The 13,499-nt window shown below is 50.7% G+C and carries 15 protein-coding genes; 5 read left to right on the forward strand and 10 right to left on the reverse strand.

Annotated elements, in window-relative coordinates; genetic code table 11:
• Positions 1 to 5 precede the first annotated feature (5 nt).
• Positions 6 to 476, reverse strand: coding sequence for a VOC family protein (locus IEW70_RS00115; protein ID WP_188645912.1), 471 nt, complete (start codon positions 474 to 476; stop codon positions 6 to 8).
• A gap of 414 nt (positions 477 to 890) precedes the next feature.
• Here IEW70_RS00115 and IEW70_RS00120 point away from each other — a divergent pair, with 414 nt between their 5' ends.
• The 4 genes from IEW70_RS00120 to IEW70_RS00130 all read left to right on the forward strand — a co-directional run bounded on the left by IEW70_RS00120 (position 891) and on the right by IEW70_RS00130 (position 3,577).
• Positions 891 to 1,049, forward strand: a complete 159-nt coding sequence (locus tag IEW70_RS00120; RefSeq protein ID WP_188645913.1) for a hypothetical protein — start codon at positions 891 to 893, stop codon at positions 1,047 to 1,049.
• 384 nt (positions 1,050 to 1,433) lie between these two features.
• The gene (locus IEW70_RS18660) at positions 1,434 to 1,580 is read left to right on the forward strand and encodes a NucA/NucB deoxyribonuclease domain-containing protein (RefSeq protein ID WP_444543234.1); all 147 of its coding nucleotides are present in this window, start codon (positions 1,434 to 1,436) and stop codon (positions 1,578 to 1,580) included.
• A 1,224-nt stretch (positions 1,581 to 2,804) separates the two neighbouring features.
• Complete coding sequence (locus IEW70_RS00125) at positions 2,805 to 3,134, forward strand: GNAT family N-acetyltransferase (RefSeq protein WP_373285879.1); 330 nt, start codon at positions 2,805 to 2,807, stop codon at positions 3,132 to 3,134.
• 74 nt (positions 3,135 to 3,208) lie between these two features.
• Positions 3,209 to 3,577, forward strand: a complete 369-nt coding sequence (locus IEW70_RS00130) for a hypothetical protein (RefSeq protein WP_188645915.1) — start codon at positions 3,209 to 3,211, stop codon at positions 3,575 to 3,577.
• A 391-nt stretch (positions 3,578 to 3,968) separates the two neighbouring features.
• Here the strand turns inward: IEW70_RS00130 and IEW70_RS00135 are convergent, their stop codons facing one another.
• Entirely contained in the window at positions 3,969 to 4,280 is a 312-nt protein-coding gene (locus IEW70_RS00135) for a hypothetical protein (RefSeq protein ID WP_188645916.1), read from the reverse strand.
• A 382-nt stretch (positions 4,281 to 4,662) separates the two neighbouring features.
• On the opposite strand from IEW70_RS00135, the gene IEW70_RS00140 reads away from it, so the two are divergent.
• Positions 4,663 to 5,157 (forward strand): SET domain-containing protein-lysine N-methyltransferase, encoded by a 495-nt coding sequence (locus tag IEW70_RS00140; RefSeq protein ID WP_188645917.1) that lies wholly within the window; start codon positions 4,663 to 4,665, stop codon positions 5,155 to 5,157.
• 88 nt (positions 5,158 to 5,245) lie between these two features.
• Here the strand turns inward: IEW70_RS00140 and IEW70_RS00145 are convergent, their stop codons facing one another.
• The 8 genes from IEW70_RS00145 to IEW70_RS00180 form a co-directional block, all read right to left on the reverse strand.
• Positions 5,246 to 5,509, reverse strand: a complete 264-nt coding sequence (locus IEW70_RS00145; protein WP_188645918.1) for a hypothetical protein — start codon at positions 5,507 to 5,509, stop codon at positions 5,246 to 5,248.
• A gap of 384 nt (positions 5,510 to 5,893) precedes the next feature.
• Positions 5,894 to 6,703, reverse strand: a complete 810-nt coding sequence (gene bioC, locus IEW70_RS00150; protein WP_188645919.1) for a malonyl-ACP O-methyltransferase BioC — start codon at positions 6,701 to 6,703, stop codon at positions 5,894 to 5,896.
• Positions 6,666 to 7,424, reverse strand: coding sequence for an alpha/beta fold hydrolase (locus IEW70_RS00155; RefSeq protein WP_188645920.1), 759 nt, complete (start codon positions 7,422 to 7,424; stop codon positions 6,666 to 6,668). Before IEW70_RS00155 ends, bioC begins: the two co-directional genes overlap by 38 nt.
• Positions 7,417 to 8,610 carry an 8-amino-7-oxononanoate synthase gene (gene bioF, locus IEW70_RS00160; protein ID WP_188645921.1) on the reverse strand — a complete coding sequence of 398 codons (1,194 nt, stop codon included), beginning with the start codon at positions 8,608 to 8,610 and terminating at the stop codon, positions 7,417 to 7,419. Before bioF ends, IEW70_RS00155 begins: the two co-directional genes overlap by 8 nt.
• Complete coding sequence (gene bioB / locus IEW70_RS00165) at positions 8,607 to 9,620, reverse strand: biotin synthase BioB (protein WP_188645922.1); 1,014 nt, start codon at positions 9,618 to 9,620, stop codon at positions 8,607 to 8,609. Before bioB ends, bioF begins: the two co-directional genes overlap by 4 nt.
• Positions 9,613 to 10,335, reverse strand: a complete 723-nt coding sequence (gene bioD, locus IEW70_RS00170) for a dethiobiotin synthase (protein ID WP_188645923.1) — start codon at positions 10,333 to 10,335, stop codon at positions 9,613 to 9,615. The genes bioB and bioD overlap by 8 nt, the downstream gene beginning before the upstream one ends.
• Positions 10,332 to 11,705: an adenosylmethionine--8-amino-7-oxononanoate transaminase gene (gene bioA, locus IEW70_RS00175; RefSeq protein ID WP_188645924.1), complete on the reverse strand. Its 1,374-nt coding sequence runs from the start codon at positions 11,703 to 11,705 to the stop codon at positions 10,332 to 10,334. Before bioA ends, bioD begins: the two co-directional genes overlap by 4 nt.
• 152 nt (positions 11,706 to 11,857) lie before the next feature.
• Positions 11,858 to 13,321, reverse strand: a complete 1,464-nt coding sequence (locus IEW70_RS00180) for a helix-turn-helix domain-containing protein (protein WP_188645925.1) — start codon at positions 13,319 to 13,321, stop codon at positions 11,858 to 11,860.
• Positions 13,322 to 13,499: the final 178 nt, after the last annotated feature.

Genomic DNA, 13,499 nt, shown 5'->3' on the forward strand with positions numbered 1-13,499 from the left:
GCAGCTTACTCACTTTCTAATCGCTGTCGCCATTCAGAAAAACTCATTGGATTCCAGTTAGGCCGTGGTTCATCAGGAAGTTTTGATAATATTTCCAATACGTGTCCATCGGGGTCGGAAAAATAAACGGATACGATAGGAGTCCACGGATGAACCGAGCCTTCTTCCGTTTCCTCGCCAAAAAAATCATTGATTTGAACATTAGAATTTTTCAGCATTTGAACTGTTTCATGAAAGCGTTCTTTGGGAACTTCAAACGCGAGGTGCTGGCGAAGGACCTGGCTTGTATCCGGGCCAAAAGGGTTATTAGATTTCCCTTTTTGCCATAGCCCCAACATCGAATGGTGTGAAGGATCTATCCAATAAAAAAGGATTTCCCCAGCATTTAGACCCAATTGAAACCCAAGGATTTCTTCATAAAATACCGCTGACCTTTTTAGATCCGACACCACAAGATGTTGTTCAAATAAACGCATTTTATCCTCCTCCTTTCTTCTATTTTCTCATTGTAGAAGGGGGAGGCTTTTTATGCTTCAGTACAGGGACGGATATCTGTTTCAGACTATCGTTCCAGACTCCAAAGTCTTATAAAACCTTATGCAAAAACCGCCCTCTCCCCTGCTATACCAAGGGTTTGGGACGGTTTTTCGTCGGGGACCCCAATTTCTCCGTTGTCCAAGACACAGAACCCCTCCAATCCATAATTTGATCGTATGAATTGACCGCCTCTTTTTTTATAAAACCCTTACATGGTCGTTACAGGGATTTAAAGTCGAACTCCCGAAGGTGTATGGCGAGAGACCCGTCGAATGTGCGGCGGTCTGGGTCAAGCTGTGAAGGGAGGAGGCTTGATCCCTGAAGAACAGAAAATCATGGAGGAGGAAGTTTTCATGATCCAACAACCGGATCTATTGAATCAGCTGATTATTCCGTTGGCTGCTGATCTTGTATCATTTACTATCAAAGTTGGAATCACTACCTACTTTGTAGCGTTCTTTTTCAAGAGGTACATCACTCCCTATCTCAAAAAGAAAGACCAGGACGGATGAAAATCTCTCATCTCCCCGGACGGCACTCCGGGGTTTTTTCGTGGTTTCTAAGGCAACGCTTTGTCTCCATTGTACCACTGCTTGACTTTTATGCAGATGGAGCAGAAAAAAAGCCGGTGAAGTGCTTTGAGGTCATATGGAAGCAGATTCAACGTTTTTATGTAAAATATTCGTCAAAATAAAAAACCCACCGTAGATAAGATGGATATTTTACTTGGGGTGCAAAAAGTTACTGGTGACATCCGGTACTCCACAAACCTGAGCAGGACACCAGGACCCCACCTTTCTTTATGCCAACATCTTTTTTCCAGTTATATGCCCTTACATTTTCGATGGTGACAATTGGTGACCTAGCTGAGTGAATACTGCATTCCATACCCGCTTCTGAACGAACAATGTGATGAGTTCCCGTTTGCCTCGACCTATGAAGGTAGTGGCAATGCAAACATTACAGGTGTACCGCCCCTTCTTCTGACCACCGTACATATGAAAGTAGGAAAAAGAAATTTGATCCATTGGTTGATTGGTTAAATGGCTAGTGTTTTGTACGATAACAACAGATCAAGCCAAACGATGTTCTGTATCCTTACTTACCCCTCCTTGTATGCTTACCCCATATCCCAGCCCGTCACGGGTTGTTTAAGTTATAAATAGAGAGAGGGAAAACACTCAACAAAAAAGCATACCCACTAAAAACTTGTATAAGAATGATAGCAACCGATCTTTCTTACAGTGAAAAAAACCTGCCAAAGCAGGTTTTTTTCTAATGAAGCCATGTTGGCCCAAAGAGAGCATAGCTTCCGTTTACCGTAAGGTAGACGCCATTAAATGGGATTTACTTCCCCCTGATGGGACGTTCGCTGGTAGCGGGTGAAGAAACCACTGAGAGTAATTCTGAGGGCCGCTGACAGCTCCAAATGATCCTTTGAGATTCATTTGTTTTAGGAAAAAACATGGCACCTTTGATTTATCTAAGAATAAAATAACCGTAGCTCCGCTTATTTGCCGTGTCGCCGTGGTTGCCTCCACTGGGAAGATCCTATTACCTATCTCTCCTCCCTTCTTGAAGGGGGGTTTTTGCTATTTTATGTCGCTAAAGCCCTGAAAAACTGTCTGGATTGCTAGACGAGAGCAGTCAGGTGAAGTAGGGGGCCAAGCGTCTGGGACGCGTCAACCCCACCTTCCCGAACCGTACGTGCGGCTTTCACCGCATACGGCTCTCCAGGAACCTACATCGGTTATTAACCGTTGTAGCACTTCCAGTCGTTTGGGGGCTGGTTGACCCCATCCGGGTTACCCCCTTCCTCGTAGAAGCTGTTCCCTGCGGCCCTTCCCCGTGTCATACCTGTTAGGGCAGGTGTTTGGGTACTATGGCCGCTCCGTGACCATATCCCTTGCGNAAGGTAAGACGCTGCTTTACTCACGTTACTCCAGTGAGACTGCCATTCGGCAGTAGAGACATCCAGACCTCATGGGCGCACCGAAGCTGTCACTAGGGTAAACAATAGGACAATAATCCGTTTTATCAATATTTCTCACCCATTCGCTTACTGTAAATAGTCCATGGGAATGGATGAAAATCGCCACTTTTGTTGGATTGTACAAGCGAGCTCACCCTTGTAAATTAGAGGAGAATCCATATCATTACCTCTTACTTGACCTATCGCCCTCATTAAGAGGGCCTTTTTTTGCGTAGAAATAACAGCCTTTGGCTGCTTGGAAGTTGTTAGTGAGAAAACAGTTCTTTACGTTTAAATGAAGGAAGGTACATACTTAATTGAGGTGATTGTGTTGGTTAGTGATGTGAAAATCGAACAATTAAAATCAATTGAAGAACATATCGATGAGCTTTCGGAACTTCTGATACAGGTTGTAGAAGTCGGTCGTTCACTAATGCAAAAGGCTGAAGAAAGAGTAAAGCAGGAGGGTAGGTCGTTACTCGTTCTTGATACAAGAGAAGGAGACCCTTCTAATCACCTTTATACTTCAATGGGTTATATTCGGGCTGGACGGATTCCTAACTATGCGAAATCTGCAAATGGCGAATTACATGCAACTATTTTCTATTATAAACAGTTAATATGAAGCCCACGATTCGTGGGCTTTTTTTAATCGTATCTTATAACAAAATAAAAAGGCCCCTTAGGGGCCCATCCGGAATGAGAGAGTTGGGGGCTTCGTTATGGAGAAGCATTGTAACGCTCCTTAACACGCTAGAAGAAGGTTCCGAAGAAGGTTACGAATTCACCCCTGCGGAGATTGATAGTACCCCGGTTGAAAGCGAAGAAAGAGTTGAACACAACCACGCGTCTTCCCCGACAGGTCACTGTGACGAAATCACCGGGCCTCAGCCGGATTCTAGCCACCCGAATTCCGAAGAAGACGCATGCGAGACTGAAAGTACGGCCGGGACGCACATTGATGATGCGCCGGGGGGTCCGTCCAAAAACGGCTCTTCTGGTTTGACTTGTCTTGACAGCCAATCGATTGACACTCCTTTCTATCCTTTCTATATTTATATAAAATAAATATCCGGCCTGATATAAACACATATCCCGATCGTAATCATTTGGACGTAAAGGGGTACGGCGGGACGCCCTCCGGACGTGAAAAAATAAAAGCCCTCTTGTGTAACAAAGTGCACAAGAGGGGGCCGAGCGTTAATTGTTAACCCAATCATAAGGCTCGAAGTCGTCAACTTTTCCGTGCCCTCGAAGCTTACTAAATTGTTTTCTGGAATGTTGTAGTGATCTCACATGAGCCTGGTGGCCGTTTCAATGTCATTGTATGATGACATGCAGAGAACATTTGTTCCGGAAAAGTAAGGAGGAAAAAGTTGTAAAAAGATTGTATTTTTTGAGAAAAAGGGGGGATCTACACCAGTGGTATTCACTCTTTCAACAGGGCACCTTCGAGAAATTAGTACCCATTAATGACGCCGACCAGGGCGAAAATGGTTGCGATCACCAACAGGAAAAGCAACAGCCGAAAAACCCTGCCTATCTGGCAGGGTTTTTCAGGAAATGAGACGGGAACCGATCGATTGGTTTTTATGAAGTAGCAAAGAAGTACTGTTTGAGCATAGGATTTTTGATCGCACTCAGTCGCATTGCTTCCATAAAGGTCTCCTGAAGATTGTGGTAATTCCGCCATCACCTCAAATTCTTCTTGCAAAACTTGACGGGTCTGTTCTGCTTTTAGCTTCTTTGCTGCCTCTTCCCGATCTATCATGAAATACTTCGGAGGAACATTATCTTGAAAAGTGATCCCTCGATTAAACGCGCTTAGTCTATATCTCGACGAGAGTTCGAATAATTCATTGAACCCACCTTTTATCTCTTTCTCTGAGTAAGGCAGCATTGTAACCATATCGGCGAAGGGAATAGGTTGCCCCGTTTTTTTTTCGGTGAATACAAATTGATAAACAAATACAAATGCAGTGGAATCCCCTTTAATTCCTGAAACAAGGGGTCCTCCAAGATACTGGATTTGAAAGTGACATACGTCTCATGATGATTTTCAATGTGTGGCATGTTTGCATTGAAGTAGGTATGTGAACAGATGTGAGCCAATAATATAAAATAATTCCAATACCCAGGAAAGGAGCTTTAATATGGTTGCCATGGATACGATTGTAATTAAGACTGAAAATAAATTTAGAAGTTTGATCACGAAACAAGCCTACTCCAAAGGGGAAATCATCTGCGAGATCCCAACAGAGAAACTGTTTGACAAAGCCAACCGTTACACGGTTCAAATTGCGCAGGACAAACACACGGAAGTCGGCAAACTTTCCGCCCTCAACCATTCCTGCGATCCCAATGTGATTCTGGACACCGAAAGATTAATCATGGTCGCCCGCCGCGATATTGATAAAGGTGAGGAACTTTCCTTCTTCTATCCCTCCACTGAATGGGAAATGGATGCACCCTTTATCTGCCTGTGCGGATCCTCCAACTGCATCCATGTGGTGGCGGGTGCACGCTTCCTACCGCTTTCCACACTGGAAAACCATTATCTCAATAGGCACATCCGTGAGATGATGATTCAGTTATTGAACAACACTGAATTACACCTTTCAAAGCTACTGGAAAACGCTGAGAAGTAATAAAGAAAATCTCCGATATTATTCGGAGATTTTCTTTATTGAGTCTCATTGTTACCCAGCCTGTGATTATCAGAAACCTCGACTTTGCTCAACTTCTGTGCGATATAGGCATTGACATGGCGATAGTGCCCCAGTCATTGGTGAAGATAGCCACCTTGATCTTATCGGCGTACTGCCCGGTCCACATCCACTCCATGAGGAAGCGGTCCGCTTTGACCCAGTAGCCGCGCTTCTCCCACGCCAGCACGGACACATCGTAAATGGTCTGTAACGCCAGGGAAATAAAGGCAGCCAAGTCCCTGGCTTCGTCTGTCACGTCCTGCTGTTTTGCCAGCTCACGGATCGCCAGCACAATGGACTTTGTTAATCGGGTTCGGTCTTTTCCTGCAGATTCGGGGTTAAGGCGTGAGGATTCGATTCCCTCCGTCCCCATTATTACAAATTGTGGAGTCGGACAGCTTGCTGTCCGAATTCCAGAAGCAAGCTTCTGGAGACGCCCACACCGAACCCCCTATAACGAATGATCAGATAAACCTTAGCAAGCTGGAGGCGTCTTCTCAAAACCACCACTGGAAAGACGGACCGATCGTCTTTAACGACAGCCAGGTAAAAAAAGCGATAAACAATGCCTTGAGCCACGCCCACCCCGGCAGGAACATGGGGATTCCTCCCTCATCCACCTCTTATCCCCCACACTATGCCGGAGATCCTTTGAAAGGAAAGGCGTCTACCCGCTCTACATTTCCTTTTGTCCGTACATCTGCACCAATTGGTAGGTGGCGAACACGTTCCTCTTTTCGCGGTAACTGCGATCATACAGCCGGATCACTTCGGAAAGAAGACGTCGCTGCTCACCGATACTGAGATGTCCGGAGTCACTGTAGCTGGCTCCCATATAGCGAACGGCATAGAGAAAAGACCGACAATCCGGATAAGAAAGCCGGTGCCAGCAGGTAAGGGTGTGAACCCGGGAAAATCCGCCTTCCTTAAGACTCTGCTCCCATGAAGCCGGCGAGCGTAACGGCAATCCATGTTGTACAGCCGGATAGCCATACTCGGTTTCCACCTTTCGAAATGCCGCATGGAGTTCCTTGAATGTATCTGAACCAAAAGTGGAAGCCACCCACCAACCGCCGGGAGACAAAGCCTCATACATCCGCCGGAGCGTGCCCTTCGGATTGGAAAACCACTGGAGGGTGGCATTGGAAACGATGAGATCATAGCGATTGGCATCCCAAGTGATCGTTTCCGCATCTCCCACCAGATAGCGGACGCTCTTTTCCCCCATCCGCTCCCGGGTCATATCCACCATGTTCTCAGCCAGGTCCACCACGGTAAGTTTGGCAAGGGGAAATGCCTCTGCCAACAACATCGTGAGATAACCCGTCCCACAGCCGATCTCCAAAATCTCTGCAGGTCTGACCCGCTTTTCTTCCAACGTCTGCATGATTCGATGAGCCATCCGTTTTTGTACAACGGCAACATTATCATAGGTATGTACATTCCGGTTAAATTGTCGGGCTACTTTCTGTTTGTCCAATGCCAACCTCCATTCTCTCCTTCAACCATTGCTGAAAACGGACCGGCTGGGTCCAAAAAGGAAGATGCCCCGTCCCCTCCCACACCGTCCAGGTGACCCGGGGCAGGAGATCCGCCAAAGCTTTTCCGCCTTGAACGGGGCAAACACCATCCTGTTCTCCGTGCAGCAGATGAATGGGGAGGGCACATCTGCGGAGATGGGAAGGCAACAAAAAGTGCTCTAAAAAGTTTAATCCCGCTTCTAACGATTCCACAGGCAAAAGCTCACGGTTCTCCCGCCACTGGCGGTACGTTTCTTCCCCTCGCTCCTGCCGGGAAAACATGCGTTTATCAAAAGCGGTCAACACTCCGGCCGCATCCCTCCGGAGCTGCTGCTTCATCCTCTCCAACACGCGCAGATCCCATCCCCATAAAGAGTCCGGCGTTCGCACAAACCGGGGAACCGCGCCGATCAGGCACAGGGAGGCCACCCGTTCTGGCAAGCATGCTGCCGCGGCCAATGCGGCCATCCCGCCCATGGACCATCCCACCAAATGGACAGGCTCTTTTACATTTTCCACCGCTTCCACGACAGTGGAGAGGATTTCCTCTCCCCGTGCAGCGTGCAAAAAGCTCACCTCATGATGTCGGGCGGGAAACCCTTGCTGCACGTTCCGAAAAACGGAAGGAGGCACGCTCCAACCGGGAATCCACAACATATCCCAAGGCGGGCTTGCTTGATTATGCAAATCGGCCCACCTCCCACGAGATTCGCGCCTCTTTCAACAGATTTATCACCTGCTCCAAATCTTCCTCCCGATGAGTCGCCATCAGCGAGAATCGGATACGGGAGGTTCCTTCCGGCACCGTGGGCGGACGGATCGCCACTCCCAAAATCCCCCGTTCTTCTAAGTAGCGGCTGAATGCCGATGCTTCCCGGCTTCCTCCGATCACGATCGGCACAATCTGTGTTTCCGACCCGGATGTATCCCATCCTTGCTGCTGCAATCCCTCGCGAAATCGTTTCGCTTTTTCGTTCAGGGACTGCCGCAGTTCCGTTCCGCGAATGACATGGTCCAAAGCAGCGTGTATCGACCCGATCACAGCCGGAGGCAGTGCCGTGGTAAAAATGAAACTGCGACATTTATTCACAAGATAGCGGATCCATGTTTCCCTGCCTGCGGCATAAGCGCCGTAAACACCAAAGGCTTTGCTGAAGGTCCCCATCTGGAGATCGATCCGATCCGACAGTCCCAAGGAAGCGGCCAATCCTTCCCCGCGAGGGCCGAAAACGCCGCTTCCATGGGCTTCGTCTACCATGAGCGCAGCACCGTACTTTTCCTTGAGAAACACGAGATCCTGCAACGGCGCCGTATCCCCATCCATACTGAACACAGAGTCCGTCACGATCAAGAGCCGCCGTTTTCCCTGTTGTACGGCCCGCTTCAACCCGGCCTCCAAATGATCCAGATCCCGGTGACGGTAACGATGGCAAGCGGCCCGGCTCAGCCGGATGCCGTCGATGATGCTGGCATGGTTGAGCCAATCGCTGAACACCATATCTTCCCGCCCCAGCAACGCCGATAAGATCCCGACATTGGCCATGTATCCGCTACCGAACACCATGGCAGCTTCCGTACCTTTCCAATCTGCCAGCCGCCGTTCCAGGGATTCCACCGCTTCGTCATCCCCCGTAATTAAACGGGATGCCGTCGATCCCGCTCCCCGCCGGGCAGCGGTTTGCGCTGCCTGAATCACGTCCGGATGTCCGGCCAGCCCCAGATAATTGTTGGAAGACAGGTTAACCAGGCGGCGCCCCCCGCGAATCAATACCGGTTGCTGGGCTTCCTCCACCGGGTGGAGGGAGCGAAAGTTTCCTTCCCGCTCCAACTGTGCCAGTTCTTTTTCCAGATGAGCCTGCCAGACTTCGCTCATACCAGCGCACATTCCTCAATTTCAAATCCTAAATCCTGTAGCATGTGATGATCCTCCGCGGCCACCTGTCCTTCCGTCGTCAGATAATCCCCTACAAACCACGCGTTGGCAGGGTACAGAGACAGCGGCTGGAGAGAGCGCAGGTTGACTTCCCGTCCGCCGGAGACACGAATCTCTTTGCTGGGACAAATAAAGCGGAACAAAGCCAGCACCTTGAGGCAACGGCGCGGATTCAACTCATCCATTCCTTCCAGCGGAGTGCCGGGGATTGCATGCAAAAAATTGACGGGGATCGAGTCTGCATCCAGCTCCCGCAATTCATAGGCAATGTCCACGATTTGTTCATCGGTTTCTCCCATGCCCACGATACAACCCGAACAAGGAGAGATCCCGGCGGCTTTCGCCGCCTGAACCGTGCGCACCCGGTCTTCAAAAGTGTGACTCGTCGTGATATTGGCATGATGGTCCCGGCTGGTGTTGAGGTTGTGATTGTATCGATCCACTCCCGCCTCTTTCAGTCGACGGGCTTGCTCTTCCGTCAACAGGCCGAGGCAGGCGCACACTTTCATCTTCAGCTCCGACTTGATCTCCTTGACTGCTGCTGCGATCTCCGCTACTTCCCGGTCGGTCGGACCCCTGCCGCTGGCAACGATGCAGTAGGTGCCCGCTTTTCGCTCCAACGCTTCACGGGCTCCTGCCACCAGTACCTCTTTTTTCATCAAAGGGTACTTGTCGATGGGAGCTTCCGATACGATCGACTGAGAGCAGTAACCGCAGTTCTCCGGACACAAGCCGCTTTTTGCATTGATGATCATGTTCAGCTTTACTTTGTTGCCAAAATAGTGATGACGTACCCGGTAAGCCGCGTACAGCAGAGGCAGAAGCTCCTCGTCCGGCGCTTGTAGCACCGACACTCCTTCCTCCACAGTCAGGCGCTCTCCCGCCAACGCCTTGTCCGCCAAGGCTTCCCATCGATGCACGGCTGTATTTTTCACGGTCATATCAGACATGGACGTTCCCCTCTCTTTGTATGAAATGAAGCAAAACATCCCAATCCACCCTGTTTTCCGCCGCATCCCGCAAGCCCGTTCCATCGAGAGGCCCATCGATCCAGGGCAGGTTACCGATCACCTTCACATCGGCAAACCGCCGGATCATCGCTGCGTTTTCCTCGATCCGGGCTTGATTTTCCGATCGGCATCCGTTGAAAACAACACCCGCTACCGTCAATCCATCGGCACGGGCCGCCCGCACCGTCAACACGGTATGGTTCACTGTACCCAGATCCGGACGGGCGATAATGATAAGCGGTAGTTCCAGCTCCCGGGCCAGATCGGCTATCGTCCAGTCCTCTCCCAGCGGAACCATCCACCCGCCCGCTCCTTCCACCAAAGTGACGGCATGTCGGGTCATATGATTTCGAACCCGTTCCAACAGTTGCTGCTTGGGGATCGTCCGCTGTTCCATCCGGGCTGCGATCCAGGGAGCCAATGGGGCTTGAAAGCTATATGGCGCAATGGTATCCGCCGTTTCTTCCAACGCGGCCCAGCGCTTCAACCGCATCGCATCTCCGTCAGGATCCCCGGCTGTATGGCCGCTTTGAACCGGTTTGATCACTCCGACATCTATCCCTTTGGCTTTCATGGCCGTTGCTAATGCGGCTGTCACCACCGTCTTGCCCACTTCCGTATCGGTAGCGGTAATAAAGAAGCCGCTTCCCTTCATCGCTCGGTCACCTCACGGATCGCCCGGTGCAAGATCGTCAGCATCGCGGACAATTCCTCCTGCGTCGCACACAACGGCGGCAAAAAGGTAATCACATTGCCCAAGGGGCGGGTAATCAGTCCCAGCTCTTTCGCGCGGCGGCAAACCCGGACACCGATCAGCTCCTCGTAGGAATAGGGTGTTTTCTCATCCTTGTCTTTCACCAGCTCCACCCCGGCCATCAATCCCCGGCGGCGCACTTCTCCCACGTGGGAAAGATCCTCGATCGGACGGAAAGCCGTATGGAGGAAACTGTCGCTCTCCTGGATGTGATCCAGCAACCGCTCCTGTTCAAACAGATCCAGATTGGCCAGAGCGACGGCACATCCCAGCTGGTTTCCCGTATAAGAGTGTCCGTGGAAAAACGTTTTCACTTCGGCATAGTCCCCGAGGAACGCCTCATAAATCTCATCCTTGGTCAACGTAACGGCAATCGGGAGATAACCGCCGGTAATACCCTTTGCTGCCATCAGGATATCCGGTTTCACTCCTTCCCGGTCACAGGCGAACATCGTACCCGTCCTCCCAAACCCGGTAGCTACCTCATCCGTCAAGAGCAGCACATCGTATTGGCGACAGAGGCGCTCCGTTTCTTTCAAAAACCCGTCCGGCATCGTAATGATGCCGCCAGCACCCTGCACCAGAGGTTCCACGATCAAGCCGGCGATTCGGTCCCCTTTTTCCTGCAGCTTTCGCTCCAGCTCATCCAGACAATGCTGGGCACACTCCGCCTCTGTTCCCGGAAAACGATAGGGATGCGGGTATGTCACCTTTTCCGTGGGAAACAACAGCGAATCGAAGGCCGAGTGAAAGACGTCGATTCCGCCGACGCTGACCGCTCCCACGGTGTCCCCGTGGTATGCATTTTTCATGCTGAGAAAGGTGTTTTTCTCCGGACGTCCCCGGTGCTTCCAATATAAAAAAGCCATTTTCAGGCCAATCTCCACCGACTCTGCCCCACTGTCCGAATAAAAAACTTTCTCCAACCCTTCCGGGGTGATATGAACCAATCTCTCCGCCAACTCGATCGCCGGAACGTTTGCCATCCCCAGCAAAGTGGAGTGGGCAATTTTGCCCAGCTGCTCCTGAATTGCGTCATTCAGTTCCTTTCGGTTGTGACCGTGTACATTGAGCCACACCGACGCATTGCCGTCATAATAAGCTCGGCCGTTCACATCGATCAGCCGAACCCCCTCTCCCCGCTCGATGATCAGAGGCTCTTCCCGAAGATACTCCTGCATTTGCGTAAACGGATTCCACAGATAACGCCGATTTTTCTCCAATAGCTCTGCATAGCGCGTTCCCGCGGGTACCGCAGCTTGCCGATTCATACACTCTCCCTCCTTATGTTAACCTTATTTATAAATCGGTTAACAAATACGATATGAGTATATCACGCAGGAGGAAGGGAAGTCAAAAAAGAAAGAATGTTCCGATATCCTCGCTCGAACAACACCCTCCCGGCTTTGGGGAGGGTGTTGTCCTACTTCTTGATATGAATCGTCTTGGCGGACCGCAGGGTTTTACCGTTTGCTTTCACATGTACATTGTCCGGCACTCCGAGTGTAATCCACAAGTCGGTAGTGACATTCCCAGCATGGGTAAACGGATAGCTCTCCCCTTTGTGCAGGGTGAAATCCTTCAGATAACCGGCATTCGGCTGGTTGCTCTCCCGCACCTGTACCCAGGAGGTGTCTTTGGCGGAAAACTCCAATTTCAGGTCTCCCCGGCCATTTACTTCATATTCGCTGATCCCGTGGGAGGAACCTTGGTTGACGGGGACCAGTTCCGCGCTTCCACCGCTGCCGCCTTGGCTTTGAATGCCCACTTGGGGCTCATTGTTGGAAGCACCTCCGCTCGTCTGATGTGCGGATTCAGGTTTATCCATCATCGCATAAGCGCTGAAAATGGTCATCGGAACCAAAAGAATCGCCCCGGCCACAGCGAAACGCGCCCAGCGGGATTTCAGACCGTGTTTGGAAACCCAGGAGCTCAAACTGCCTTTGCCGTTTTTCTTCCGGCGGGTGAAACGGCGGCTTCTCCTGCCAAGCTCTTGATTACCCACATAGGTGGCCGGCAATGCCGAAACTCCGGTTGCATCCGGGGTATGTCCCGACTCTTCCTCCAGCTCCACCGCCCGCATGCTGCGAGTGCGGGACAGAGCGCGATGACGGCCGGAACTATAGGTTTGCGTACGGGAAAGAGAGGGCCCCGCATCATCGTAAGCCGATTCCTCCGATGTCCCGCTTTCCGGTTCTATGTCATCCCACTCTTCATGATCCTTCGACATCGACCCCTGCATGGAATGATAAGGGTCATACTCATCCGAAAGGGAGGCAGGGGTATACCGCCCAGTCTGATCTGTCACCCGGGAGCTGCGGGAATAAGATCCGGTATCATGGGAATCCTCTTTCTCAACGGACACATCCGGAGAATACGAAGCGTATCTTCCCATCCCCTTATCAGCGGCGGAACGGTACGGGTCGTATCCCCCTTGATCTGCCTCTTTTCCCGCTTCCGATGCTTGCGACGAAGGCTCTTGCAGCGCCTTCATGGCCCGCGTGTTGAACTTGCTAGTCTTGCTAAGCGCATGGGTATCGAAGCGACGGGTGGCATAGGGATCATAGGGCTCCTGATCCCCTTGGGGTAATGCAGGCAACATCTTTGTCGTTTGGGAAAAGTCCCCGTCCCCTTTACCGGCATGATCCCCATCGGCGGGTATCGGCCGGTATTTTTTCAACAGGTGAGCCGGTTCCAAATCCACCTTCTTGGCATACGCCCGAATCCAGGAACGCACATAGAAAGGACTGGAAATTTTATCGAATTCGCCGTTCTCCAAGTATTGGAGCGATACTTTATCTACTTGTATCAAATCTTTCATCTCATCGAGCGAAATTCCTTTGGACTCGCGTGCTTGTCTGAGCTGGTTTCCGATTTCGGTCCACACACAGACCACCTCCATCCTCAGTGTAACATGCCCTTATGATCTGGCTAGGAAAATAATGCTTATTTAGAAGAATTGCGATCTATGTCATAAAACCGTAACAGTTTCGGCTGTGAAACAATTTCCATCTTCCTCTCGCTTCCGCTCAGGCAAGAGTGATAGGATAGACAGAGAGCACCTA

This window comes from Marinithermofilum abyssi (assembly GCF_014641195.1).
GTDB lineage: Bacteria > Bacillota > Bacilli > Thermoactinomycetales > DSM-45169 > Marinithermofilum > Marinithermofilum abyssi.